Here is a 26,138-nt window from a genome sequence, read left to right as displayed (position 1 = left end):
TTGTTGCTTGAAATTCCTTAACCTTAAGGCTAGGTAATTTCGAGGGTGTTTTGCATCACCCTAAGGTAGAACTGTAGGTATAATTTTATCTGCTGAAAGAATTATTTGATATATGTATCCAAAGTTATTTGATTATATGTTCTAGTTTATCTACAAGTTGTTGCGCTAAATTTAATAAGTCAATTCCACTTTTATTGTTGATACTACTTATCAGTAAATCTTTAACTGCAAATATTCTATTTTCTTCTGTGGAAATATTCATGCAGTTGTCTAAGTAATCAGATATTTCTGGAATTGATTTGTCGTGAAGCATATCTCGTAAATTTAATGCTACCAAATCATTACTTAGGAGAAAACTTGTTATTAATTCTGATGGTGTGTCATCGTCTCCCCATTTTGATAACCAGTCTCTATCTACATCTTCATAATATAGATAAGCGGCATTTATTCCATATCTAATTATATTATCTTGCAGTTGTTGGGCAGAAGAAACAGCTTGCACAAACTTTTCTAGTCTTTGCTGACGGTCAATGGGCTTATTTACCATGATGACTGTTATTCTCTAAGTAATAGTAATGTAATAATTGTTTTAAGTGTTTGAAATTAGAATCAAAAAAAATTAGTGTGATGGCATGGGGTTATAAGTTAAATTTAAGATAAGTAGCAGGCGCCAGATTATTGCTGTTATATATTATTATATTTACAATTTGACTCACATAGTTACTTGTGGCGGGGTTGTAACTCAAAAATAGCCCTCTTTCTATTGCCCATATACGTAGTGTATTTTCCCATTCATCCGATTTATATTGTGAGTGTTCATCTCTTAGACTTGTGAGTTGTACACAAAGCGGTTTGAAACGACTACAAACTATTATATCAGTTGCCATCGATAAGTCAGCTATATAGCGTCGAACAATTTCACTATTACGTTTTTGTATCTCCGAACTCACAGATTCTATCAAGGCGCCGTCTTTTTGAGTAAACTCACCCGCCATAATTTTCTGTCTCCAAACATAAAATTTGGGGTCGTTCTCGTTTAACCATTTGGGGAATAAGTCACTATACCAATATCTTAATGCAGGACTGAGGACATTTAACGCAGCAAGTCGTTCTTCTTCGGATGGCATTGATTGGAGTATCAGCCAAGCTTCTGCATCTTGAATTATTTGTAACAAAAGTAAACTTACCAAAGGTTTGGCTGTCAGTAAACCAGGTTTGACATTTTTTACCCAACGATTTAATTCCTCTAACCTCCTTGCTAAATTCATATCTACCTCAAAAGCTGACTCTATCAATGATTTCAGCCTTTCTTTTAACTCTGTTGCTTGCACTCTGCACTTTTCCTTGGAGAAATACTCACGCTCGAAAGAGATTTTAAGATTTTTTGGACACTTAAAAAAGGGTAGGCTTTTCAACCCACCCTTACAAATGTTATTTATTTTTCTGTTTCAGCTTTTTCTGAGTCGGGTTTTTCTGGTTTTAGGAGAGGGAATGCGATAACGTCACGGATGCTCGCAGAGTCGGTAAGTAGCATGACTAATCTGTCTATACCTATACCTAATCCTCCTGTTGGTGGCATTCCATATTCCAAGGCCGTGAGAAAATCTTCATCTACACCTTGTGCTTCTAAGTCTCCCTCCGCTTTACGTGCTGCTTGTGCTTCTAAGCGTTGACGTTGGTCGATGGGGTCGGTAAGTTCTGAGAAACTGTTTGCTGTTTCTCTTCCCACTATAAATAATTCAAACCGTTCTACTAAACCTGGTTTGGAACGATGCGGTTTTGCTAGAGGTGAAATTTCAACTGGATAGTCTATTACAAATGTTGGCTGAATTAAAGTTGTTTCTACTTTTTCTTCAAATGCCAAATTTAATAGCTTACCTATCGATTTACATTCGTCTACATTTGGTACACCTGCACTCAATAAGGCGCCTTTTGCTTCATCTAAACTGCAAGTAGTGATATCTATACCTGTGGCTTCTTTGACTAAATCATGCATTGTCACACGGCGCCACGGTGGTGTTAAATCGATTTCCTGTCCTTGATAGTTGATTTTCAAGGTTCCTAAAACAGATTCAGCAACGGTGGTAATAACCCCTTCTGTCAAATCCATCATGTCGTTATAATCAACATATGCCTGGTAAATTTCAACGGATGTAAATTCAGGATTATGACGAGTCGAAATACCCTCGTTGCGGAAAATCCGCCCCATTTCAAAAACTTTTTCAAACCCACCTACTATCAACCGTTTTAAGTGTAACTCGGTAGCGATACGTAAGTACAACTCCATTTCTAAGGTGTTGTGGTAGGTAATAAACGGTCTAGCGTCGGCGCCTCCTGCTTCGCTTTGTAAAACTGGGGTTTCAATCTCCAGAAAATCGCGTTCTTCCAAATAGCGACGAATACCCGCCGTAATTTGGGCACGGCGCCGAAAAGTTTGTTTAACTTCGGGGTTAACAATTAAGTCAACATATCGCTGACGATAGCGCTTGGTAATATCTGTTAACCCATGCCATTTGTCGGGCAAAGGCAATAAAGATTTACTCAAAATATTAAATTGCTTGACAAATACCGACAATTCACCCTTTTGAGTTCGTTTAATAGTACCTTTAACGCCGATGATGTCACCCACATCTACAAGTTTGTCAAGTGTTTTGAAGGCATTGGGAATTGTTGAAGCCATACCTTCGTCTATAACTTGCTTCTCTATATATAGTTGAATTTTACCTGTATCATCTTCAAGGGTACAAAAAGCCAGCTTTCCCATAAAGCGGCGCCCCATTACACGTCCAGCAACAGCAACTTCAACATCCGCTTCTTCGCCACTTGGCAAGTCAACGAATTTTTGTTGCAACTGGGCTGTATGGTGGGTTGACTCCCAACGATAAGCGTAGGGATTTATTCCTAGCTGTCTAAACTGCTCTGCTTTCTCTAGCCTTGTGGCACGGATATCTTCTTCCGACATGGTTTACGAACTATTAAGGGCAAGAATCAATTATAGAACCGTCGATACGCCACCAGAATTTTAAATTCTTTCTTGGCTATCTAAAGATAAAACTTAAAAGTCTCAGAAACCTGGTTTTTACCGCAAAATCGTCGTTTTTATTACAAATCATCGAACAGGAAACCAGGTTTCTTGGATTTTTGCGTAAATGATTCGACTTTTAATTGTTAACAAATTTAAAGCAAAATTCCTTTGCTCTTCCGTATAACTACGAGTGGCATGAGTACTTTTAATAAGCTACAACGTAAGTGAAATTGATGCTGTGGTGTTTCCCTAAATTGTTTTGCTTATGTATTTCCTTTAGCTGCTGCTAGAATATCTGAGCAAAATTAATAATCTCTTAATAATTTGAGTAAGTATTTATACATTGTTACTCAGTTAGCATCAAATTTCGACAAGCGTAAAAACACGCTTATACTACGTCATCATCAACAAGGTTAAAAAGGAGAATTTTGCTGTTATTGCTCTTGGATACTACTGTTTACATACATTTTCAGTAGCATTGCTCACCAAAGCGCAATTGATTATTTATTGTTAACTAACAAAGATTAACAATAAAATTAACATATGTTAACCATTAACTATTAACATTTTATAAAGTTATGTTTATTTTCTTGCATTAGAATGGAAAATATAGTTAAGGGTTGTCATAGAAAATTAAAAAACAGCAACTTTCATCCACAGTTTTTAACTTTTGTTCATGAAATCGGTAATGTTTAAGCCGGAAAGTTGACAAAAAGTAGAGAATTTATCGAGTGATTGCTCACTCAACCCTTTACCAACAAGCTGTTGCGCGCTTGTACCCAAGGTTACTGAACCTGTGTCTACCGTGTTCGCAGCACTTTTTAATGCCTCTTTAAATAGGCGCCCTCCTACTAGAACACAAATACTAAAATTTTTTGAGCGGGACTATGTTTTTACCATCACGTATATCGAATTTTGTTTCCGAATCCACCGCAAGTGCTGCAAACCGTGTGTCTTCAATAGAAGCTTCAGCTAAAAGTGCTGTGTTATCGCCTGTGCAGGAATCATCAGGGAAGACGGTAACATTAGGATTAGCAGAAGTAGCAGTAGAGGTAGTTAAAAAAACTGCTTCGTTACTTAGAGCTACGAGTTGGAAGTGCATCCATAATTTTTTGAGAAACTCGCAGGCAGTAGCATTTAGTCCCGATGGAACAATGCTAGCGACTGGTAGTATAGAGATTAAACTGTGGGATTTGCAGACTGGTGAAGTAATTCATACAATCAAGCGCAACTCTGGTATTTTAAAGTCACTTGCCTTTAGTCCCGATGGCAAAACCTTAATTAGTACTGGTTTGAGTCAGCGTATTGAGTTATGGAATACTATTAGTGGTGAGCAAATTCGTGAATATGTTACTCATGCGTATGGAGTAAATGCACTAGTGTTCGGTGCAGATGGTAAAACTTTCGTTTCCGGTGACAGAGGTAAAACAGTTCAAATTTGGAATGCAGACGAAGAACATGCAACAGCTACTTTTGTCAAGCATGACGATTGGGTAAATGCTCTGGCAATTAGTGGTAACGGTGCAATTCTTGCGAGTGGAAGTTATGACGAAACCATAAAACTGTGGAATCTGAATACAAAAACTGAAATTGCGACCTTCAACGCGCAGTCCCCAGTATTCTCAATTGCGTTTAGTCCAGATACACGACTATTTGTTTGTGGTTGTGCTGATGGAAAAATTAAGTTGTGGAACTGGCAGACCGGAGAGTTTGTTGGAGTAATTGTTGGTCATAGCGACGAAGTATATTCTGTAGCTATAAACAGTGATAGTACTGTACTTGCTTCGGGCTGTGCCGATAAAACCATTAAACTTTGGAATTTACAAACTGGCGAAGAAATTACAACTCTTACCGGACATGAATCCAGCGTTAAAAAATTAGTGTTTAGTCCAGATGGCCAAATGCTAGTAAGTGCTGGTGCTAATGGCGCCGTTAAAGTTTGGCAACGTGGTTAATTATACCAAAAATAATTCATGCTAATAATCACTTGAAGGGTGTAAAGCTTTGGCTTTGCGCCCTTTACTAATTTTAAACTGTAGAAGAATCCCCCCTAGCCCCCCTTAATAAGGGGGAAAAAGAGGCATTTTTAGCCCCCCTTATCAAGGGGGGTTGGGGGGATTTTTCTAATCTTTAAGAAGGGTCTTGTAGTTGTGCGGTACGTATAGAAAGTTGCTGTGTTTGGCTACCGCGCTGAACTTTCAATTGTAAAGTTTGACCGATGCGACTTTGCTCAACAATATTGAGTAAATCTTCACCTTTGGTTACACGCTTACCATCGACTTGAAGTACAACGTCTCCAATACGAATTCCCGCAGCAGCAGCAGGAGAGTTAGGAACAACACGCGCGACTAAAATACCATTAACTTCTGGCACTTGAATAGGAGAATTAGGATTTGAATTGAATTGTCTTGCCGTTTCGGGAGTTAAATCTTCCATGCCAATACCAATAAACGGGTGAGAAACTTGTTCACCACGTTGAAGTTGAGAGGCAATCGATTTTGCTCTGTCGATAGGAATTGCAAATCCAATACCCATTGCATCACCGCGAATTGCAGTGTTAATACCAATTACTTCACCTTGTGCGTTTAAAAGTGGTCCACCAGAGTTACCTGGGTTAATCGCTGCATCGGTTTGAATAAATTCGAGTCGTTTATTACCAATACCAACATCTCGACTAGTACGACGTAAAGTACTTACAATACCTAAAGTTACTGTGTTATCTAGTCCCAGAGGGTTGCCTACTGCAATCGCCCAGTCTCCAACTTGTACATCTGAAGATGAACCTAACGCTGCTACTGGTAAATCGGCGCCTGCATTAACTTTTACTAACGCCAAATCGGTAACTTCATCGACACCCTGGACTTTTCCTTGTAGAGTACGACCATCTTTGAGTCTGACTGTAACTCTATCAGCTTTATCGACGACGTGGGCATTGGTTAAAATTAATCTACTTTTGTCAATGATAAAACCAGAACCTAAACCGCGTTGCTGTTGACTCGGCGCCTGTTGTGGGAAACTATCGCCAAAGAAGCGACGGAAAAATGGGTCATCAAAAAAAGGGTCAGCAGTACGTCGTGTAACTGTACGTTCAGTATCAATACGAACAACTGCCGAACCAACTCGGTTAACTGCGGCAGTTACAAAACTACTGTTACCAATAGCAGCGTTCGCATTTGATGGACGTTGAGCTACTAACTCCGGCATTAATTCTGGCGCCGTGTCATTAGATACAGGGGAAGCAATGGAAGGAGATACGCTTAGGGTGCCAACTGTTAGCATGACCCCCATAATTATAGCTAATACATGCGTACCAAATTGGCGGAGTGACCGAGGTAGTTTGGAAAATCGCATATCTACAACCTAATTTTTCGTTCAATAAATAAAGTGATGGGAGTGTGAAAACCGCGCGTATTGGTTTAAATCTCTAGAAAACAGACGAAGAAAGGCGCCTAATGGTTGCACTTCTTGCTCCAACAAACGGATAAGTTTTCCTAGCAGTACAGCATAAACCACTTATTATCAAAGTTATTTGTAAATGTAAGGGAAAAGCTATTATAGACATCCGTACTTGCCCATTCGGGTTTTACACCTGACAGTTATCATCTTTGTAATTCCACTTTCTAGCTTGCATCTAGGCTAGGATTGATTTTAATAACACTTCTTGCTTACTACTCATGAATGGAACCAACCGACTCAAAAAAGAACCTTTGCCTGTTTCTGATTCACTAAAAAATGTCTCGGATATTTCCTCTCTCAAAATCGAACATGATCAACATGACCATTCACATGACCACTCAGCCCATCCTCATGTACATAGCGAAGAGTCTCTTAGACGTATTGTAAACCGACTATCGCGAATTGAAGGACATGTTCGCGGCATAAAAACAATGGTACAACAAAATAGTCCCTGTCCAGATGTACTATTACAAATTGCTGCTGTGCGTGGTGCCTTAGACCGAGTAGCCCGCATCGTTTTGGATGAACACTTAAGCGAGTGTATTTCTAGAGCCTCGAAAGAAGGTAATATTGAAACAGAAATCGAGCAACTCAAAGCTGCCTTAGATAGATTTTTACCTTAATAGAGTAATGAGTGCTGAGTAATGAGTGCTGAGTGCTGAGTGCTGAGTAGTGAGTAGTTTAAAAAATGTTGAGTGATAAGTATAAGTTGAACTACTGTATTCAAGGGGATTTGAGTAAACCGACAATTCTATTTCTACACGGTTTTATGGGTGACTGTGAAGAATTTGAAGACGTTGTATCAATAATTTCATATTTAAATGATTTTTCGTTTTTAACAGTTGATTTACCAGGGCATGGAAAAAGTCAACTGTTAGAAAGTAATGATTATTACACAATGGAATTTACAGTCCAAAGTCTAATTAATTTACTTAACGAATTAAAAATATCTAACTGCTTTTTGATTGGTTACTCAATGGGTGGTAGATTAGCTTTATATTTAACATTAAACTTTCCTGAACGTTTTTTAAAAGTTATTCTAGAATCTGCCTCTCCTGGCTTATCTACAGAAACACAGCGTTCAGAACGAGTCAAAAGTGATAATCAAATAGCCAGAAAGCTCAACCGAATCAATACAAGTGAAGATTTTACAGTCTTTTTATCCGCTTGGTATACTCAATCTATTTTCGGTAATATTAAAAATCATTCTCAGTACGAGAAACTAATTACAACTCGGCTTAAAAATACCCCTGCTGAATTAGCAAAATCGTTATGTTGGATGGGAACAGGAAGTCAACCATCACTTTGGGAAAAGATAAAGACAAATACACTGCCAATACTTTTATTAGTTGGAGAATACGATAAAAAATTTATTCACATAAATAGTAAAATGGTAGATGCCTGTAAATATTGTAACTTGAATATAATTTCAGGCGCCGGACATAATATTCATTTTGAACAGCCAGAGATTTTTGCAGAAAAAGTTTCAAGCTTTTTTAGCATTTTTTAATTCATCTTGCAACATTCTTTGATAAATACCAGGTAAAGAGCGGCTCATTGAGTTATTTTCAATACCATATCCTAAACTAGTCCAAGTCGGAGATAATCTTTTTAATACATCATTAATTTTACCTTGACGTAATAATTGGGGAATATCGGCGCCCCACACACGTGAATCACTTAACCAGCGATGAACTACCATATCTTGGTACTCTGCCTCAAAGCTATAATTCGTCCAAAACATTAAATTTGATGGATTCGGATGATAGCGAGGAGCAATTCTATACCAAGTTGTATTAATAATTTGGTAGCGACCAGCAGCAGTAGAACAGTTACCTTTATTCGGTCCATTAACTATTGTGACGCAAATTTGCGGATGACGACTTAGGTCATTAACATTTTTACCACCATATAAAACAGAATAGGGACGCGGTGTATTAGACTCGCTAGCAGAAATCGTTCGCATCAGCGCACGGATATATGGGTCTCCCCCCTTCATTACCAAAGGTGGCTGTTGTTGCTTAAAAGTAGGGTCAGAAAACTCGGAGCGTAAATCCCCGCGTATTAGCCATTGTACTAAAAACACGAAACCAAGCAGCGCAATAAGTGGGGCAATAAGTTTTTCAACCCCTTTAGCTTCAACGTTTTTCAGAAATTCCGCTCCTTGAACTAGCTTCATTTAAATATCTAGCACAAATATCTGTAAACGATGGGCACCTCAAACATAAACTACTTGCTTATATAGCTAGCTACCCATTCACGAAAAGCTTTTTTAGCAGCTAATTGCCCAATAGTTCGACTTTCAGTAATAAAGCGAGGAATTTCTTTTATTGGTACTGGTTCAAATGTTGGACTATTTTGAACTTCTTCGTATTTTTGACCTTTAAGGACGTAAACCCGTAGTGTGGCGCCGTTGAATCACCAAAATTCAGGGATTCTCATTTTGGCGTACAAGGACAACTTATAAACTCATTTAGCTATAACTTAACTTAACCAATGTGGAGTTTTGAATGTAAAAATAGTAAGGTAGTAGGCGATGCCTTGTATGACATCGCTAGCACAACTAAGCTATTGCCGCCATTAATTGTTCTGGCATTTCAAAATTAGCTGTGACGTTTTGGACATCATCTAATGCTTCGAGGGTGTCAATTAACTTGAGGAGTGTGCGTGCTTGTTGGTCGTCACTAACTTCAACGCTATTATCAGGAATCCAGCGTAGTTCAACTTCGGTTACTTTAAAGCCTTGATTTTTGAGGGTTTGGCTAAGGGTTTCGAGGTCAGCCACTTCGGTAAATACTTCGGCTGTATCTTCGTCGGTCATTTCATAATATTCGGCGCCACCTTCAATAGATGCTTCGAGTAATTTATCTTCATTTTTAACAGATTCTACGATACATACGCCCTTTTGGGCAAACATCCAACTGACACAACCAGTTTCACCAAGGTTTCCGCCATTTTTGCTAAACGATACTCGCAATTCAGCAGCAGTACGATTACGGTTATCGGTCAGCGCTTCAATTAAAATAGCTACACCACCTGGGCCATAACCTTCGTAACGAATTTCTTCTAGTTGGCTACCGTCACCAGCAAAATTCCCGGCGCCTTTAGCAATGGCACGCTCAATATTATCATTGGGAATACCAGCAGCTTTAGCTTTTTCGATAGCCGTCCGCAGTTGAAAATTTCCTGTTGGGTCTGGAATGCCACTGCGTGCCGCCAAAATAATCGCTCGTGACATTTGCGTGAAGGTTTTACCTCTTTTCGCATCAACCACTGCTTTTTGGCGTTTAATATTTGCCCATTTACTGTGTCCTGCCATAATCGTTCGTAAGTCAACTCATCTATATTTATTAAGTATTTGCCTTATGCCGTTTTTTTTCAACGCTCGCAATTATAGAAGCACCTTCAGTGGGTTACTAGTAGTACTCCTGTGTACCATATTCTTAATAACAGGGTGTCAGGCGCCTTCTGATAATAGTGGGGTAATACGCTTAACATTGTGGCAAGGTGTCAACCCACCACCAAACCGTGACGTACTACAAAAGCTAGTCGATAAATTCAATAAAACTCATCCAGATATTCAAGTTGAATCATTGTACGTTGGGCAGCAAGACCAGCAAATGCCGAAAATATTAGCGGCAGTCGTTGGAAACGCACCCCCTGATTTATTATGGTACAATCCAACTATTGGTGGTCAGCTAGTCGAACTCAATGCGCTAATACCTCTAGATGAATACTTAAATAAGTCTCCTGTAAAAGCAGAGATTGACCCGACACTGTTCGAGTCAATGGAATACAAACAGAAAATATGGTCTGTACCTTTTGCAACAAATAACGTCGGTGTTTTTTACCGTCCTAGTTTGTTTAAAGCTGCCGGGGTGCAAGTACCAAACACTTGGGAAGAATTTCGACAAGTAGCAAAAAAACTAACGCGCGATACAAATAACGACGGACAAATTGACCAACATGGTATGGTTCTACCTTTAGGGAAAGGAGAATTTACAGTATTTACCTGGTTGCCGTTTATGTGGAGCGGCGCCGGTGATTTAATAAATGGTAAAAGTCAAGTAGCTGGCGCCGTTAATTTAGCAAATAATAAAGGAGCAATATCAGCATTAGAGCTTTGGCGAAATTTAATTACAGATGGTTCAGCTGTGCTGTCGGGTCCCGAACGCGGATATGAAACCGATGCTTTGGTAGCAGGTAAAGTAGCCATGCAATTAACAGGCCCTTGGACATTAGGAGAATTTCAAGCTAAAGGTATAGACTTTGGTGTATTCCCCATACCAGTTGGTCAACGTCCAGCAACAAGTATTGGTGGTGAGAATCTATTTTTATTTAAAACGGCGCCAGAACGAGAAAAAGCCGCATTTAAATTTGCAGAATATGCACTCAGCGAAGAATTTCAAACCGAACTAGCACTCGGAACAGGATATTTACCCATAAACATCAAATCTCGCCAAAACCCCAAATACCTAGAATTTGCCCAAAAACAACCCGCAGTCAAAATCTTTTTAGACCAAGCCAAATATGGACGCTCTCGTCCAATATTCCCAGGTTACAACCGAGTCTCAGAAAACATAGGTCGAGCAGTAGAATCAGTCCTGCTAGGCAAAACCTCCCCCACAGAAGCATTAAAACAATCACAACAACGCCTAGACCTAATTTTCAACTAAACAAACCCAGAAACCAGGTTTCCCCAGCACTGAACATAACAATCTTCAGCATTATCAAAGGAAACCTGGTTTCTCGTATTCACGCCAATATAAAAAAGCAACTTATTTCCCAGTGTACTAGCATGGTTTATCAAAGAATTTTCTACAAAGCATCAGGGTCTATACCTAGTTCTCTAAGTTTTGCTGCAAGACGCTCTTTTTCTCGTTTTTCTTGTTCAGCACGCTGCGCTTCTAAATCAGCACGTTGTTTTTCTTGTTCAGCGCGTTGTTTTTCTTTTTTTTCAGCTTCTTCAGGAGTTGGCATTAGTTGTCCATCAGGTGTAAAATACCGCAGTTGCTTCTGGTAAACTCCCAAATATAACTCTAATTGCTGACTCCATAACAAATCTTGAGCGTTCGGTTGCAAAGGTTCGTAAACAGTATTAACTAAGGTAAAACCCTTAAATTCTAATGTAATAGGGTCGAACCAGAAATAATCAGGGGTGCGAAAGGTGTCTTGATAAAGCTTTTTCTTAAATCCTCTATCAGTTTTTGCCGTCTTTTTAGAGAGAACCTCGATAATAACATTTGGATACTTATTATTTTCATTCCATACAACCCAACTGCTGCGAGGTTTACGGACAGTATCTAGTACCACGAAAAAGTCTGGCCCTCGAAAATCCTCTGACTTGTCTTGATTTCGGCTGTAAAAAATTGTTAAATTACCTGCGGCAAAGAAATCGGTTCTATCCTGCCACCACCATTCCAAGCATTTTATCAGCAGCAACATTTGCTGCAAGTGTTGATACGTTTCCAATTGCGGTTCGTCACTATCTAATTCCTCTTGAGGAAATATATCACGTGAGAGTGCATCTTCACACGTATCTTCCAGGACTTGAATTTCTGAGGTTTCGATATTTTCCATGACGTAACAAAATAGAGTTAACTCTTGCTATAGTGTAGCGCAGTCGCGAGCTTCTATATAATATAGAGGCTTGTAATTGCTGCGGGGACTAAAATGCTGTTAGAGCTAGCTATTGGTGATGCTTACGGCGCCGGATTTGAGGTCAGCACCTGAGTCAACACAAGTGCATAATAATTTATCTGGTTATATTGCACTTGAGAGATGCTTCGTTCCTCAGCATGACATGATAGAGATGCTTCGTTCCTCAGCATGACAGAAGTCAAGACGTCACGTGTTTGTACTATAGATGTTTTTGTGCTTCTGTTTTGCCATTAATTGCTTGTTGAAAATCTTTTTTTACACGAAGGGCTTTATTAAAAGCATTTAATGCTTGTTCAGGTTTATTCAAAGCCAAGTAAGCATCACCTATATTGCTCCAAGCTGCAACACAAGTATTTTTCTTACTTTCAAGCTGAGAATTACAAGTTTGAGTAGCTTGAGTAAACCTTTTAATTGAGTCTTCATATTGCTTTGCTGCAAATTGAACATTTCCAATACAAATCCAAACTAAAGGAGAATTTGAGTTAATTGTATGTGCTTGAATACATGCATGAGCTTGCTCTGCAAATTTTCTGCGTTGACCATAAGCATACCCTTGATTAACCCAAGCTTCTGTGAACTTTGGATTGATTTGTGTTGCTTTTTCAAAAGCTGCAATCGCTTCATTATAATATTTATTAGCTTTTTCAATATCACCAGTCTTTTTATGATTGTCTCCAGAGAGTATTTTTTCTGTACCTTGATTAAAATAATGTACTGCTTGCTGTTCTTGAACGCCTGAATAGATATAATAAACAATACTAAAGCTAATAGCAATGGTAGACATAGCTATTAGGCGCCAATACTTTTCAATTTTTGCCCACGATACCTGAGTATTTAAGTCATCTAAAACTTTTTGTGCGGATTGGTAACGTTTCTCAGTTTGACAACGCACCATTTTATCTAATATTAGTGCTAAATTTGGGCTGACATTACATAGATTTTTCCATGAAACTTCACCATGTAAATCTACTTTTAATTCTTGAGGATGAACTCCTGTTAATGCTTGAATAGCTGTCATTCCTAAAGCATAAATATCACTAGCTGGTTGCAATTTCTTTTTATTGCTAAGTTGTTCCGGCGCCGCTAAATAAATCAGACAAATTTTGCCATCTTGCTGGCGCCTAATTAAATTAGAGGGTTTAATATCACCATGAATAATACCTTGCCGATGCATAAAAGATAATACTTTTAACACATCTTTCAGTAAAGCAATTACTTGTGCTTCACTCCAACAATTTTCTTTTGTTAACTGCTCGCTTATAGATTCTCCTGGTATAAACTTATAAACTAAGTAAAATTCCTTATTATATTCAAAATCATCAAAAAGTTGTGGAACCTGTTCATGAGAAAGTTTATCTAATAAATTTAGTATGTCAGTAAAACGACTTTGTGCTTCTTGCAAAACATACTGATTATTAACGTTCAATTGCAGTTGCTTAATAATACAATCAGATTGAAAAGGATATTTCAAATCTTCCGCCAAATATGTATAGTAAAAATCTCCTCCTCCTAAATACTTTGTTATCTTATACCGTTGGTTAAGTGTTTGCCCTAATAAAATTAATGGTTGTAAGTCGAAAAGAATATTTAATGGTGTTTGATAACGCTCTTTATAATTAAATCGCACCATTTTTTGCAAAATTTTTGCTAAGTTTGGGTTAATTTCAAGCTCGTTTAAAAGACTTTCAACTTCCTGAGTTCCATGTGGAATCTTTTTCGTTAAAAGTTCTAGTGCTGTTATACCCAAAGCATAGATATCACTGGCAAAATTTGCTTGACCTTCGGCTTGCTCAGGTGGTATGTACTTTAATGTACCCACAACCATTGTTGAAATTGTTTCTGTGTAAGAATCAATTGTTAAAATACTTATTTCTTTAACTGCCCCAAAATCAACTAAAAAATTTTTTTTATCACAATTTCTCCTGACTAAATTGGCTGGTTTAATATCTCGGTGAATAACGTTATTTTGATACAGATAATCTAATATTTTCAAAGTATCATACAATACTTGAATAACTTGTATTTCGCTAAATACGCTATTTTTTAGTTCGTCAGCGAGATTCTGACCATCGATATATTCTTCAACTAAATAAAATTTTTGATTTTCTTCAAAGTAGTCATACAACTCTGGAATTTGACTGTGAGTTCCCAAACGACGCAGCGTCGAAGCTTCTTGACAAAACTTTTCTTGAGCAATTCTCAAAGATGATGAATTAGTAGTTAGAGGTTTTAAGTACTTAAGTAAACAAATAAGTCCTTGTTGCTGTTTATCTTCAGCTTTGTAAGTCTCACCAAATCCTCCCCGACTGATGAAACTGATGATTTTATAACGCCCATAAATCATATCTCCAGGGCTATGTTCTGGTTGATACTGCATGTATTTTGGTTAAATTTGCCACTTCTAATCGTAATTTCTGGTTTGGCTATATTAATAGCGCATCTATTTATGTAAATCTTAGTATATTTACAATTTTTTGCTTTTGTATCCAAGTAATTTTACGGCATATTAACGTAAAATGCAATACACTATTAATTTGTTTTGAGAGATAATTCGATATTACAATAATGTGTTTAAAACCTATAAACATTCATATCTAAGCATCCGGGCGCCTATCCAAGATTAAATTAACAAACTTCTTGTGGGGTGGGCATCCTTGCCCGCCCTTACTCTGGATATCATCTTAAACCAAACAATCTCTTCCAAAACGTTCTAGACTTAATTGGCGGGTAGGTTACACCAACAGTTCTAAGGTTAGCTCTACCTAATTCGGCAAAATCTGGGTTAATAATTGCTGAGAAAGTTTTAGCACTAGCTTCTTCGTTATTAAGTAAAGTTTTGATACGAACAAGTTGATTGCTACCATTGGGTTGACAAATTCCACCACTTCGACGAAGTAAGCAAACGGTAGATAAAGTCATTTTATCTTGGGAGTTAGTATCGTCCAATAATTTAGTCTCAACACCCAAAGAATAATCTGTCTCCGAAAGTTCCTTTGAATTGAAACGTTTACCTAATGTTTCTGCTGCCTTCTTACAATCAAGCTCAATATTCTGTGAATCAATATGCTCTTGCTTCCAAGTAATTATATTAATTGGTTGTTGTTGCTGGTTACTGGGGTTATATGCAACGGTTACTGGTATGAGTTGCGAAGTGTCACAACGAAATGAAACCTTATTTTCTGAGTTCAATTGACTGAAAGCTGGGGTTGCAACAATCGTCATTACTCCAGTTAAACTAAGCAACAATGATTTTTGGAATGTCATAAAAGCTTTATTCATAAGGCTGCTCACGGGTTCATTGTTCGTGCGAATGCTTAATCGTTAGCAATAATACCTCATTATTTGACTATTACTGATTTTTTGTAGTATTTTTCAATAATCATTACCATTGTTGCCATTTATCGGCAATTATGTATCCCATGATACGAAATGCTCTACCTTCCTGGCTTGTTTGTAGTCTTTGTCTATGCTTGCCCATAGCTTCTAGTCCTGCATTGGGGCAAATAGTTCCAGATAACACTCTTCGAGTTAACTCAGTTGTCACACCGATTGGCAACATCAATTTTGAGATAAATGGTGGTACTGTGGCAGGAAGTAACTTATTTCACAGTTTTCAAGAATTTTCTGTCCCTACTGCTGGATTAGCTTTTTTTAATAACCCTTTGAATATTCAAAATATTTTGACGAGGGTTACAGGTGGGTCTATCTCTAATATTGATGGTTTGCTTCAAGCTAGAGGCAATGCTAACTTATTTTTACTTAACCCTAATGGAGTTTTCTTCGGTCGCAATGCTACGTTAAATATTGGTGGTTCTTTTGTATCTAGTACAGCAAGTAGCATTATATTTGCTGATGGTAGTGAATTTAGCGCGACTAGTCCTCAAACCACATCTTTATTGAGTATTAATGTACCTTTGGGTTTGCAATTCCCAGCAATACCAGCAAATATTATTAGTAATGGCGCCAATCTGCAAGTCTCTCCTGAAAAAACTATCGCTTTAGTAGGTGGGGGTATTATTCTAGATGGTAGTCAGTTAACAGCATCACAAGGACGTATTGAAGTAGGTAGTGTTGGCGCCAACAGTTTAGTTAGCTTAAACCCAGTAACTAATGGCTGGACTTTAGGATATAATCGTGTAAATAATTTTGGCGATATTCAATTATTATCACAGTCTGCGCTAAATCAAAACGGTGGCGAAATTTTTGTCCGGTCACAAGATTTAAATGTGACGAATGGTTCTAAAATTTCTGTGGAAACAGGAGGCGCCGGAAATGCTGGTGTCATAAATATCCAAGCTGACAATGTAACCGTCAGTGGCGCCAGTTCTAATGGTCAAGTATTTAGCACAATTGCAGCGACATCAAGGGGAAGTGGAAATTCTGGGAGTGTAAATATTAACACTAACCGCTTAACTGCAAGAGATGGCGCCGATGTATCTGTAACGACTTTTAACTCAGGTAAGGGGGGAAATCTTACCGTCAATGCTTCTGAGTTTGTAGAATTAATAGGTGCAGGCATTAGTCCAGGGGGGCAAAACTTTAGTCGTAGCGGTTTGTTTGCTGCAACTGAAGGAACAGAAAACGGTGGTGATATCACAATTAATACCCCTAAATTACAAGTAACGGATGGGGCAAGAGTATCTGTATCAACGCGAGGTAGAGGTCAAGATAATAAACCAGGGGGACGAGGTGGTAATTTACTGGTTAATGCCAAAAACATAGAACTAAGTGGTGCCAGTCCTGATGGTCGCTTTATTAGTGGTTTGTTTGCTTTATCTGGAGAGCAAAGACCAAACCCAAATATTGTTCCTAGCAGAGCTACAGGTCAGGGTGGAGATATCAAAATTGAAACTGAGCAGTTAAATATTCGCTCTGGGGCACAAGTGTCAGCTGCTACAGAAGGTATTGGGCAAGGTGGAAATATTACTGTTTTAGCAGATTCAATTAATGTAACTGGTGCATCAACAGTTGCCCAGCAGTTTAGTACTTTAAGCGCTACTTCCCGTGGCGCCGGCAATTCAGGTAACATCACAATTGATAGTAAAGAGCTACGAGTTAGCGATGGAGCAGATGTTTCGGTGACAGCTTTTGGAACGGGACGTTCTGGAGAAGTTAATATATTAGCTCGTGAGTCTGTAGAATTAATTGGAGTTAGCGCTATTCCTAATACTACTATTTTCAGTCGCAGTGGTTTATTTGCTGCCACAGAAGGAACTCAAGATGGAGGTTCTTTAACTGTTAATACTGGTCGTTTGCTAGTTCAGGATGGTGCAAGAATTTCTGCATCTACTCGTGGTAGAGGTGAAAGTGGTATTTCTGGAGGTCAGGGAGGTAACTTAATTATTAATGCCTCAGATGCAGTAGAACTTAGTGGCATTGGTAAAGTACAACTGACACGAAATAATCAAGTAGAAACACGTACATTTGCTAGTGGTTTGTTTGCTTTATCTGGAGAAGATAGACCGACTATTGCCGCAAATGAAGCTACAGGTACAGGTGGCAACTTAGAAATTACAACTGGTTTGTTGAATATTCAAGATGGCGCCGAATTATCAGTAAGTGCTAGTGGTAGTGGGCCTGCTGGTAGACTTCAAGTACAAGCTCAGTCGGTTAAATTAAAAGATGGTTTTATACGCGGTGCAACAGTAGTAGGTACTGGCGCCAACACAACGCTACAAATTCGAGACTCTTTGCAGTTGCGTGGAAACTCTCAAATTTCTACTGTTGCTGGTAGTAATAGTAATGGCGGTAACATCACAATAGAAGCAGGTGCAATTGCGATTTTAGAAAACAGCAGTATTAAAGCAGATGCAGGTAGACAAGGGGGTAATGTACGAATTACAACTCAAGGACTATTTGCTTTTCCTTTTGCCATTACTGCCAGTTCAGAATTAGGAACTCAATTTAACGGTCTTATTGAAATAAATCTTCCTGATGTTGGCTCAAACCAAGAATTAACAGACGTACCAACAAACTTTTTCAGTCCAGAAAACCAAGTAGCATCTGCTTGTACCGCAGAAGTCGGAAAAAACCGTAATCAATTTTTCATTACCGGACGAGGTGGACTACCACCCAGTCCTACAGAACCATTAAAGAGTGAATCTGTAAGAGTATCGGCGCCATCTAGTAATGAGCAACTTCCTGCTACTTTAGTTAATTACCCACGACCAGCTACAGGATGGGGAGTTAATAACAAAGGAGAAATTCTTCTTACAGCTAATACTGTTAATACTGTTAATACTGTTGGGTTCCGTTCCTCCACCCAACCTACAGCTAACTGCCATGCATATTAAATTTTTGGTTGTGTTGGGGTTTGTTGTTTTGAGTAACACATATTTGTTCGCACGCGCACAAAATATTCCTCCTGTTGAAGTTCCTAACCCAGTTGTTCCAACTCCCCCAACCCCTGAACCTCTACTTCCCCAAGAAGAACTTCTACGAATTTTTCCTGACTCACCTACTCCTGAACAAAATCTTGATAACGTTACAGGTAGAATTACTATTGAGCGTTTCGATTTTGATGGCTCTAATATATTTAGTAACCAAAGGCTGCGTCAAGAAATTCAAGAGTTTACAAATACAAAGCAACCTATAACTTTTACACAACTGCTGCAAGCTGCTTCTAAAATTACTAACCTTTATATTAAAGAAGGATATGTGACTTCCGGCGGCTATATTCCAGAACAAACATTAACTGGTTGTTTTGTCAAGTCGCAAGGCGCCAAAAGTTGTGTTGTTAAAATTCAAATTATTGAAGGTAGCTTACAAGAACTGCGTATTACAAGAGAACCCACAAATTCTAAACAATTAAATGATAGTTATGTGCGCTCACGTTTGGAGTTAGGCATTGCCAAACCTTTAAATATCCGACGTTTACGCGAAGCTTTACAACTGCTGCAACAAAATCCTTTAATTGAAAGCATATCAGCAGAATTATCTGCGGGTACTATTCCTGGTACTAATTTACTGAAAGTTACATTTAGAGAAGCAAGTACTGGCAATATTGGAATTATATTAGATAACAGTAGAAACCCTAGTGTGGGTAGTTTTAGACGGGGTGTAGAAATAGAAGAAGCTAATTTAACGGGGTTAGGAGATAGGTTAAATATAGGTTATGACAATACTGATGGCAGTAATGGCATAAATGCAAGCTACACGGTACCGATAAATTCGCGGAATGGTACTATTGGTTTTAGCTATAGCAAAACTTCAAACAATATTATAGAGCCGCCATTTAAAGATTTAGATATTGAGTCAAACTCTCGTAATTATGAAATTAGCTTGCGTCAACCAGTAGTACAAAACGCGCGTGCAGAGTTTACACAAGAACTTGCACTCGGTTTAACGTTATCTCGACGAGAAAGTGATACTTCTGTTTTAGGTGTAGATTTTCCTATTTCTGTAGGAGCAGATGCACGAGGAAATACCCGCATTTCAGCACTGCGTTTTTTTCAGGAGTGGAGACGAAGCAGTTTTCAAGAAGTGTTTTTAGCACGCTCTCAGTTTAGCGTGGGAGTAGGTGCATTTAATGCCACAATTAATAACTCGGCGCCTGATAGTCGTTTTTTTGCATGGAGGGGACAACTACAGTGGTTACGTTTACTTGGTTCAAAAAGTAATAACCCTCGTGTTACACCTAGACTTTTAGTTCGTTCTGACGTGCAACTAGCTAATACAGCACTCGTTCCAAATGAACAGTTTACATTAGGTGGTATTTTTAGCGCGCGGGGTTATCGTCAAGATGCTTTATTTAGTGACAACGGTGTTTTTGTTTCAGCAGATTTGCAATTACCTATTTACAGTACAGCATCGGGAGATAATGTTTTAAGGTTAATTCCATTTGTTGATGTTGGAACTACTTGGAACAGCGGTAGTGAGAGTACTTTAGATACTAATACTTTAGCTTCCGTTGGCTTGGGGTTGCAATGGCAAATGGGTGAACAATTTAACGCGCGTTTAGATTATGGCATTCCTTTAGTAAATATTGATGCGAGGGAAAAAACATGGCAAGAAAAAGGTTTTTATTTCACCTTACAGTACAATCCATTTTAATATCAATATTATTCACGTTTTTTCTAAGTATAATTGCTCCTATTCCATCTCAAGCATCTAATGCCTTAAAATTAGAACAGCAAGGTAACTCATATTACGAAGCTGGACGTTTTGCTGAAGCTGTAAAAGTATGGCAGCAAGCAGCAGATGCATATAAAAAAGATGAAAAAGGTAAAAATAGGAATTTAATTAATAAAGCTCAAGCCCTACAGTCTTTGGGACTTTATCCAGAAGCGTGTAATCAAATTACTCAACTCTTTATTAAAAATTTAACCTGCGACCAATTAATTAAGAATAACAAAAATAGTAATAATATTAAGTTAGTGCAGGAAAAATTTATAAATAGTTTGCAAGGACAACCAAATATAAATAGAGTAATTAGCTTACGTCTTCTTGGTGATATTTTGCAAAGATTAGATGAGTTAGATTTGGCAAATACAGTTTTACAGACAAGCTTAGAAGCATCAAAACAATATCCAGAATATCAGAGCATTATATATATTAGCTTAGGTAATCTCGAACGTATTAAAGCAAGTAAAAACAGAAATAGCTTAGATTATAAAATAATTGTAAGCAATATTCTTGATGAAGATGCTAATTTTAATACTGCTAATTTTACTTTAAATCTCTATCAGCAAGCGATGAGTAACTATGATTTATCTAAGAAACAATCTTCTATATTAACACAAACTCAAGCTGAATTGAATCAAATAAGTTTATTAGTTGAAAACAAACAATGGTGGACTGAGCAAATTATCAAAATCAACAAGGCTGATTTAGAAAAATTACAATTAAACCTAGATAAAATTCTGGCAGAGAAGTTACCAAAAGTCGAGTTAAATTTAGATAAATTACCTGAGAATCGCGAAGCTGTATATGCATATATTAATTTTAGTAACAGCTTAGTTGAACTGAATCGTAACAAAAAATATTATCCAGAACAAAAAATTGCCAAAATTTTATCTACAGCTATTCAGAAGTCTCGCAACTTAGGAGATAAGCAAGCAGAAACATTAGCTGTAGGAAATCTTGCGAGGTTATATGAAATACAGGCGCCGGAAACAGGAAATTTAACGCAACAAGATAAGCTCAACCTAGATACAGCAAAGAAACTAACTGAACAAGCTTTGTTGTTGTCGAATGAAATTAATGCCGATAGGCGCCAAATATTATATCGTCATAGACACCAGTTAGGACGCATTCTAAAAACCCAAGGAGATATAAAAGCAGCATTATCATCTTACGCAGAAGCATGGAATATACTCCAGTCACTGCGAGCAGATTTAGTAACTAATACAGATAATCAGTTTTCGTTTCGTCAAAATGTAGAACCTATATATAGAGAGTTTATCGATTTACTATTGCAAGCAGACAGAAATAAAATAGATTTTGAGCAGCTTGTACTACAAACAGAGGGTAAACCACTAAAAAATCCCTTAGATACAGCACGTCTAGTTATGCAATCTCTACAATTAGCAGAACTGGATAACTTTTTTCAAGAACCGTGTTCTCCTCCTGTTGCCAAACCAGTACAAATAGACAAGATTGACCAAAACGCTGTTGTGATTTATCCAATTATTTTGAAAAATCGCTTAGAGGTCATTCTTTATCGTTCAGGGCAAACAAGTAGCAATTATTTTCCTGTCAACGAAGATGAAGTTAAAAATACTTTAGAAAGTTTAGCAAGCATTATATATAATAACACAGAGCTTAAATCAGACTCGGCTCTTCTAATTAATAGTGGGGGAAACCTAGATACAGACGAATTTCAACAGCAAAAATTAGAAAGAAATAAACAAGAATTTTTGAAAAGTTCTGAGCGTGTATATGATTGGTTAATAAAACCTTTGGAAGAAAATAATCAGTTAGACCCAAACAATGTCAAAACTTTAGTCTTTTTACTAGATAGAGCCTTCCAAAAAATTCCTATAGCAGCTTTACATGATAAGATGTCTCAAAAATATCTAATTGAAAAATATAATGTCGTTTTAAATTTAGGTCAAGAACTGGTGGAAACAAAACCTGTGTCACGCAGCAATATGAAAATTTTAGCAGCAGGTGTTAGTGAAACTCAATATATCGGTAAAGAGCCATTTCCAGGACTTCGAGGAGTAGAAAAAGAATTAAATAGTATTAAACAATTTGAAAAAGTAGGAGTAGCTACTACAATACTTCCTAATAAAAACTTTAACCAAAAGAATTTGCAAACACAAATAAAAACTTCTCCTACTATTGTGCATTTAGCAACTCACGGTGTTTTTAGTTCTAATCGAGAACGAACATTTCTTGTAACTGGCAATAATAGTACTATTAATGTAGATGATTTTCAGAATTTGCTCAATCCTCAAGATAGTACCAACAATAAAAATATAGAATTGCTTGTTCTCAGCGCTTGCCAAACAGCTTCAGGAGATGAAAAAGCCGCTTTAGGTATGGCTGGTGTAGTAATACGTTCTGAAGCAAGTAGTACTATCGCGAGTTTATGGTCTGTATCAGATGATGCTACGGTCGAATTGATGAAAGAATTTTATCAAAATTTGATTACACGCAAAATGTCTAGGGCAAAAGCACTTCGCAATGCTCAAATATCTTTATTGAAAATTCAAAAGTTTAATCATCCTTTTTATTGGGCGCCTTTTGTTTTAGTCGGTAATTGGCTGTAGGATAGGTATTTTGACTGCCCTACGGTAAATTTAATCGTTTACGCGCTTCTTTTTCACCATCTATTGCAGGTTTATAATCATTTTTGATAGTAAGAGCTTTTCTAAAAGCATCGAGCGCATTATTATATTTTTCTAAACTTAACAGAGCTTTACCCTTACCAGTCCAAGCAATAGAATTATTTGGCTGCTTTTGAGTAGCTTGTGTATATGCTTCCAGGGCATCATTGAATTTCTGCAATGCGAGTAATGGTTCACCTTTATTAGTCAAAGCTTTTACCAAATCGTCAATATCATCGGGTTTGGAAGCTAATTTAATACTTTGCTCGTAATCTTGTAAAGCTTCTTCATATTGTTTTAAACCATGCTTTGCATTGCCCAAGCAAATAAAAATTTTCGGATTATTATAATCATCCTTTCTTGCATCATTACAAGCTATTAAAGATTTTGTAAAACTACCACGCTGAACATGAGTATAACCCAAATTCACCTTAGCCTTTGTAAAACTTGAGTCGATTTCTAAGGCTTGATTAAATTTTTGAATAGCTTCATCATAAGCTTTATTGGCGCCAATAATATCTCCGTTATTTTTTTTATTATCTCCTTGCTGCTTTTTCTCAAAGCCTTGATTGAAAAAATTGTCTCTTTGCAATTCTTGTAAAACTATATAAATACGAAAAGCAAGAAGCGCACTTAAAGTTATACCAATTAAAACTAAGACTTTCCAATATTTTTCTAATTTTTCCTGCCAAGTTTGAGTATTTAAATCATTTAAAATACTTTGAGCAGATTGATAGCGTTTTCCAGCTTGGAAACGTACCATTTTATTTAATATTCTTGTTAACTTTGAACTGACTTGAGCTTGCTTTTGCCATATAACTTCATCTTGAGAATCTCTTTGTAATTGGTCTGGATAAATTATTGTTAAAGCTTGAATAGCTGTCATGCCCAAAGAATAAATATCACTGCTAGCTTGCAATCTATTTTGAAATTGCTCAGGCGCCATATATCCATTTGTTCCTCTTGGTGGAACAATTATATTTTGTCCATTAAAGCTTAAATTCGTTATTTGTTTCAAATCTGCAAAATTAATTAGACAGAATTTCCCATCTTGATGTCTTTTAATTAAATTAGAAGACTTGATATCACCATGAATAACACCATGTTGATGTATAAATGATAATATATTTAAAACATCTTTCAACAATGCAGTCACTTCAGCTTCGCTCAAGCTTACTGCTGTAATTTGTTTACTTAAAGACTCTCCGTCAATAAAATCATAAATTAAATAGAATTCTTTATTATTTTGAAAGTGGTCTGATATTTGTGGTATTTGCTGATGAGCAGGTAATCTGCTTAGTGATTGAACTGCGGCTGAAAAACGATTTTGTGCTTCTTGCAGCAATCTTTGGTTATAGTGTGTAAGCTTCAATTGTTTAATAATACAATTAGCTTGATAAGGACGTTGCTTATCTTGGGCAGAATAGGTGTAAATCAACCCTTCTCCACCTAAATAACTGTTAATTTCGTAGCGATGGTTAAGTACTTGCCCTAACAAAGTTAATGGTTCTAAATCTGCAAGAACATCAGATGCATTATGATAGCGTTCTTCATATTTATAACGCACCATGTTTTCTAAAATTTTTGCGAAGTGAGGTTGGATTTGTATTCCGTTAAAAATTGAGTTATTATATTGATTTAATACAGGAATTTGTCTTGTTAAAAGAAATAATGCCGTTACACCTAAAGCATAAATATCGCTAGCAAATTGTGGTTTTCCATCCAATTGTTCAGGCGCCATAAAGCCAGGTGTGCCAATAGCCATTGTTAAAATTGTTTGCCCCTGAGCATTTACTACTAGGGTACCAACTTCTTTAACTGCTCCAAAGTCAACTAAAACAATTTTGTTATCAGAACTTCTTCTAATTAAATTTTCAGGTTTAATATCACGATGAATAACATAATTTTGAGAAAGATAATCTAAAATTTTTAAAACATCATATAAAGCTTCAATAACTTTTGTCTCGCTGAATAACTCCATACGTAGTTCATTAGCAAGATTTTGACCATCAATATATTCCTCAACTAAATAAAACTTGAGATTTTCCTCAAAGTAATCATAAAGCTGTGGAATTTGATTATGGCTTCCTAAACGACGTAAAATATCTGCCTCTTGAGCAAACTTTTCTTCTGCGAGTCTCAAAACCGTTGGACTGCTGTTTTGTGGTCTGAGGTATTTGAGCAGACAAATGAGGTTTGCTTGTTGTGCATCTTCCACTTTGTAAGTCTCACCAAACCCTCCCCTGCTAATGAAGTTAATAATTTTATAACGCCCGTGAATAATATCTCCTGGGCTGTGTTCAGGTTGATACATATATTTTAATAAAAGTTACCATTTATCAATTTATTTAAGGTTTCGCTGAACATATAGCCTAGTTATTTATACAAATTCTAGTATATTTACAGTGTTTGCTCTTAAAACTAAGTAATTTTATGGTATTTTACCGAAAAATGGAATATGTTAATTAATTTATGTTGAGAGATAATTTAATGTTGCAGTGATATGTAGTAGAGACGTTACATGTAACGTTTCTACACATCAAACCACCAAGCATCATCCCAGTGATGCGTATCTGTATGGTATCGCTGTAAATCCTTAACATTTGTTGTTGCAATAATAACTCGTTTACCAAAATCTTGTGCTGCAATAATTGCGGTTGCAGCTAAAATAACATCTCCATCAAGTGCTGCCGACTGTGCAGTGGATTGTCCTGTACTACGTGCCCAACCCCACAACTGTGCAGCTTTAAGAGGATGTTTGAAAAGTGTCTGTGAATGTCATGCTGAGGAACGAAGCATCTCAGTATATAGCCTAAACCCTAGATTCTACCCTGCGGGAAAACTCCGTTTACGTTCCGTAAGACTCCACTCAGAATGACAATTTAAAGCTTGAATATGCGAATCAATCTGCTCCATAACTCTAATTACAGGCTTTTGTAGTACCTCATTATACTGAGTCTTGATTTGACTTAAATACGACTTGAATTCCTGATATGCTTTCAGCTTTAAACTTAATAAAGGCGCCTGTTTAACTTCTGAATATAATTGCTGATACTTTGTTACAAATTCTTCTGCTTGCGGCGCCGTTATTTGGCTTCTCTCTGACTGAAAGAATTGGTCAATTTCTTTGATGCCCTGCGATATTCTATTCTCTACGTCAGCAAAGATTTGATTTATAACATCTTCTAAAACTTTGGTCATATTTATAACCTTTTTAATAAAAA

20 protein-coding genes are annotated in these 26,138 nt (G+C 37.2%); 7 read left to right on the top strand and 13 right to left on the bottom strand.

Annotated elements, in window-relative coordinates; genetic code table 11:
* Window positions 1-124: 124 nt before the first annotated feature.
* The 3 genes from DSM106972_RS40380 to lysS form a co-directional block, all read right to left on the bottom strand.
* Window positions 125-547, bottom strand: a complete 423-nt coding sequence (locus DSM106972_RS40380) for a hypothetical protein (protein WP_127085984.1) — start codon at window positions 545-547, stop codon at window positions 125-127.
* A gap of 91 nt (window positions 548-638) precedes the next feature.
* Entirely contained in the window at window positions 639-1,331 is a 693-nt protein-coding gene (locus DSM106972_RS40375; RefSeq protein ID WP_127085983.1) for a hypothetical protein, read from the bottom strand.
* A gap of 104 nt (window positions 1,332-1,435) precedes the next feature.
* Window positions 1,436-2,962, bottom strand: a complete 1,527-nt coding sequence (lysS, locus tag DSM106972_RS40370) for a lysine--tRNA ligase (RefSeq protein WP_127085982.1) — start codon at window positions 2,960-2,962, stop codon at window positions 1,436-1,438.
* A gap of 950 nt (window positions 2,963-3,912) precedes the next feature.
* Here lysS and DSM106972_RS40365 point away from each other — a divergent pair.
* Window positions 3,913-4,980 carry a WD40 repeat domain-containing protein gene (locus DSM106972_RS40365; RefSeq protein WP_127085981.1) on the top strand — a complete coding sequence of 356 codons (1,068 nt, stop codon included), beginning with the start codon at window positions 3,913-3,915 and terminating at the stop codon, window positions 4,978-4,980.
* 175 nt (window positions 4,981-5,155) lie between these two features.
* Here DSM106972_RS40365 and DSM106972_RS40360 read toward each other — a convergent pair whose 3' ends face one another.
* Window positions 5,156-6,376: an HhoA/HhoB/HtrA family serine endopeptidase gene (locus tag DSM106972_RS40360; RefSeq protein ID WP_127085980.1), complete on the bottom strand. Its 1,221-nt coding sequence runs from the start codon at window positions 6,374-6,376 to the stop codon at window positions 5,156-5,158.
* Window positions 6,377-6,699: 323 nt separating this feature from the next.
* On the opposite strand from DSM106972_RS40360, the gene DSM106972_RS40355 reads away from it, so the two are divergent.
* On the top strand, window positions 6,700-7,104 hold the full coding sequence (locus tag DSM106972_RS40355) for a metal-sensing transcriptional repressor (RefSeq protein WP_127085979.1): 405 nt from the start codon (window positions 6,700-6,702) through the stop codon (window positions 7,102-7,104).
* Window positions 7,105-7,169: 65 nt separating this feature from the next.
* The gene (menH, locus tag DSM106972_RS40350; protein ID WP_127085978.1) at window positions 7,170-7,991 is read left to right on the top strand and encodes a 2-succinyl-6-hydroxy-2,4-cyclohexadiene-1-carboxylate synthase; all 822 of its coding nucleotides are present in this window, start codon (window positions 7,170-7,172) and stop codon (window positions 7,989-7,991) included.
* Here the strand turns inward: menH and DSM106972_RS40345 are convergent.
* Both DSM106972_RS40345 and DSM106972_RS40335 read right to left on the bottom strand, forming a co-directional pair.
* Window positions 7,968-8,660, bottom strand: a complete 693-nt coding sequence (locus tag DSM106972_RS40345) for a glycoside hydrolase family 24 protein (protein ID WP_127085977.1) — start codon at window positions 8,658-8,660, stop codon at window positions 7,968-7,970. The genes menH and DSM106972_RS40345 overlap by 24 nt on opposite strands.
* Before the next feature lie 384 nt (window positions 8,661-9,044).
* Window positions 9,045-9,800, bottom strand: coding sequence for a YebC/PmpR family DNA-binding transcriptional regulator (locus DSM106972_RS40335; protein ID WP_127085976.1), 756 nt, complete (start codon window positions 9,798-9,800; stop codon window positions 9,045-9,047).
* Between the two features lie 46 nt (window positions 9,801-9,846).
* On the opposite strand from DSM106972_RS40335, the gene DSM106972_RS40330 reads away from it, so the two are divergent.
* Window positions 9,847-11,157, top strand: coding sequence for an ABC transporter substrate-binding protein (locus DSM106972_RS40330; RefSeq protein WP_127085975.1), 1,311 nt, complete (start codon window positions 9,847-9,849; stop codon window positions 11,155-11,157).
* A 142-nt stretch (window positions 11,158-11,299) separates the two neighbouring features.
* Here DSM106972_RS40330 and DSM106972_RS40325 read toward each other — a convergent pair whose 3' ends face one another.
* From DSM106972_RS40325 to DSM106972_RS40315, 4 genes are all read right to left on the bottom strand, one after another.
* On the bottom strand, window positions 11,300-12,061 hold the full coding sequence (locus DSM106972_RS40325) for a Uma2 family endonuclease (RefSeq protein ID WP_127085974.1): 762 nt from the start codon (window positions 12,059-12,061) through the stop codon (window positions 11,300-11,302).
* Between the two features lie 122 nt (window positions 12,062-12,183).
* Window positions 12,184-12,312 (bottom strand): hypothetical protein, encoded by a 129-nt coding sequence (locus DSM106972_RS55165; RefSeq protein WP_267901215.1) that lies wholly within the window; start codon window positions 12,310-12,312, stop codon window positions 12,184-12,186.
* A 29-nt stretch (window positions 12,313-12,341) separates the two neighbouring features.
* Window positions 12,342-14,519, bottom strand: coding sequence for a serine/threonine-protein kinase (locus tag DSM106972_RS40320; RefSeq protein WP_127085973.1), 2,178 nt, complete (start codon window positions 14,517-14,519; stop codon window positions 12,342-12,344).
* Window positions 14,520-14,818: 299 nt separating this feature from the next.
* A complete protein-coding gene (locus DSM106972_RS40315) occupies window positions 14,819-15,421 on the bottom strand; it encodes a hypothetical protein (RefSeq protein ID WP_127085972.1) in 603 nt (200 codons plus the stop codon).
* Between the two features lie 140 nt (window positions 15,422-15,561).
* On the opposite strand from DSM106972_RS40315, the gene DSM106972_RS40310 reads away from it, so the two are divergent.
* From DSM106972_RS40310 to DSM106972_RS40300, 3 genes are read left to right on the top strand one after another with little or no spacing between them, the layout of a single operon-like run.
* Window positions 15,562-18,435: a two-partner secretion domain-containing protein gene (locus DSM106972_RS40310; RefSeq protein ID WP_158632958.1), complete on the top strand. Its 2,874-nt coding sequence runs from the start codon at window positions 15,562-15,564 to the stop codon at window positions 18,433-18,435.
* The gene (locus DSM106972_RS40305) at window positions 18,425-20,194 is read left to right on the top strand and encodes a ShlB/FhaC/HecB family hemolysin secretion/activation protein (protein WP_127085970.1); all 1,770 of its coding nucleotides are present in this window, start codon (window positions 18,425-18,427) and stop codon (window positions 20,192-20,194) included. Before DSM106972_RS40310 ends, DSM106972_RS40305 begins: the two co-directional genes overlap by 11 nt.
* Window positions 20,146-22,857, top strand: a complete 2,712-nt coding sequence (locus DSM106972_RS40300; protein ID WP_127085969.1) for a CHAT domain-containing protein — start codon at window positions 20,146-20,148, stop codon at window positions 22,855-22,857. The genes DSM106972_RS40305 and DSM106972_RS40300 overlap by 49 nt, the downstream gene beginning before the upstream one ends.
* A gap of 19 nt (window positions 22,858-22,876) precedes the next feature.
* Here DSM106972_RS40300 and DSM106972_RS40295 read toward each other — a convergent pair whose 3' ends face one another.
* From DSM106972_RS40295 to DSM106972_RS40285, 3 genes are all read right to left on the bottom strand, one after another.
* Window positions 22,877-25,228 (bottom strand): serine/threonine-protein kinase, encoded by a 2,352-nt coding sequence (locus tag DSM106972_RS40295; RefSeq protein WP_127085968.1) that lies wholly within the window; start codon window positions 25,226-25,228, stop codon window positions 22,877-22,879.
* 218 nt (window positions 25,229-25,446) lie between these two features.
* Window positions 25,447-25,650: a hypothetical protein gene (locus tag DSM106972_RS40290; protein WP_127085967.1), complete on the bottom strand. Its 204-nt coding sequence runs from the start codon at window positions 25,648-25,650 to the stop codon at window positions 25,447-25,449.
* Between the two features lie 90 nt (window positions 25,651-25,740).
* Window positions 25,741-26,115: a hypothetical protein gene (locus tag DSM106972_RS40285; RefSeq protein WP_127085966.1), complete on the bottom strand. Its 375-nt coding sequence runs from the start codon at window positions 26,113-26,115 to the stop codon at window positions 25,741-25,743.
* Between the last annotated feature and the right edge of the window lie 23 nt (window positions 26,116-26,138).

It is taken from the genome of Dulcicalothrix desertica PCC 7102 (genome assembly GCF_003991905.1).
In the GTDB taxonomy this organism is placed as follows: domain Bacteria; phylum Cyanobacteriota; class Cyanobacteriia; order Cyanobacteriales; family Nostocaceae; genus Dulcicalothrix; species Dulcicalothrix desertica.
The sequence above is the reverse complement of the archived record's forward strand: the minus strand, read 5'-3'. Positions and strand labels throughout refer to the sequence as shown.

What these genes read in the sequence shown, in the direction of transcription:
- DSM106972_RS40380 (WP_127085984.1), bottom strand. Translation starts at nt 547, where the DNA reads ATGGTAAATAAGCCCATTGACCGTCAGCAAAGACTAGAAAAGTTTGTG.
- lysS (WP_127085982.1), bottom strand. Translation starts at nt 2,962, where the DNA reads ATGTCGGAAGAAGATATCCGTGCCACAAGGCTAGAGAAAGCAGAGCAG.
- DSM106972_RS40365 (WP_127085981.1), top strand. Translation starts at nt 3,913, where the DNA reads ATGTTTTTACCATCACGTATATCGAATTTTGTTTCCGAATCCACCGCA.
- DSM106972_RS40360 (WP_127085980.1), bottom strand. Translation starts at nt 6,376, where the DNA reads ATGCGATTTTCCAAACTACCTCGGTCACTCCGCCAATTTGGTACGCAT.
- DSM106972_RS40355 (WP_127085979.1), top strand. Translation starts at nt 6,700, where the DNA reads ATGAATGGAACCAACCGACTCAAAAAAGAACCTTTGCCTGTTTCTGAT.
- menH (WP_127085978.1), top strand. Translation starts at nt 7,170, where the DNA reads ATGTTGAGTGATAAGTATAAGTTGAACTACTGTATTCAAGGGGATTTG.
- DSM106972_RS40345 (WP_127085977.1), bottom strand. Translation starts at nt 8,660, where the DNA reads ATGAAGCTAGTTCAAGGAGCGGAATTTCTGAAAAACGTTGAAGCTAAA.
- DSM106972_RS40335 (WP_127085976.1), bottom strand. Translation starts at nt 9,800, where the DNA reads ATGGCAGGACACAGTAAATGGGCAAATATTAAACGCCAAAAAGCAGTG.
- DSM106972_RS40330 (WP_127085975.1), top strand. Translation starts at nt 9,847, where the DNA reads ATGCCGTTTTTTTTCAACGCTCGCAATTATAGAAGCACCTTCAGTGGG.
- DSM106972_RS40325 (WP_127085974.1), bottom strand. Translation starts at nt 12,061, where the DNA reads ATGGAAAATATCGAAACCTCAGAAATTCAAGTCCTGGAAGATACGTGT.
- DSM106972_RS55165 (WP_267901215.1), bottom strand. Translation starts at nt 12,312, where the DNA reads ATGCTGAGGAACGAAGCATCTCTATCATGTCATGCTGAGGAACGAAGC.
- DSM106972_RS40320 (WP_127085973.1), bottom strand. Translation starts at nt 14,519, where the DNA reads ATGCAGTATCAACCAGAACATAGCCCTGGAGATATGATTTATGGGCGT.
- DSM106972_RS40315 (WP_127085972.1), bottom strand. Translation starts at nt 15,421, where the DNA reads ATGAATAAAGCTTTTATGACATTCCAAAAATCATTGTTGCTTAGTTTA.
- DSM106972_RS40310 (WP_158632958.1), top strand. Translation starts at nt 15,562, where the DNA reads ATGATACGAAATGCTCTACCTTCCTGGCTTGTTTGTAGTCTTTGTCTA.
- DSM106972_RS40305 (WP_127085970.1), top strand. Translation starts at nt 18,425, where the DNA reads ATGCATATTAAATTTTTGGTTGTGTTGGGGTTTGTTGTTTTGAGTAAC.
- DSM106972_RS40300 (WP_127085969.1), top strand. Translation starts at nt 20,146, where the DNA reads ATGGCAAGAAAAAGGTTTTTATTTCACCTTACAGTACAATCCATTTTA.
- DSM106972_RS40295 (WP_127085968.1), bottom strand. Translation starts at nt 25,228, where the DNA reads ATGTATCAACCTGAACACAGCCCAGGAGATATTATTCACGGGCGTTAT.
- DSM106972_RS40285 (WP_127085966.1), bottom strand. Translation starts at nt 26,115, where the DNA reads ATGACCAAAGTTTTAGAAGATGTTATAAATCAAATCTTTGCTGACGTA.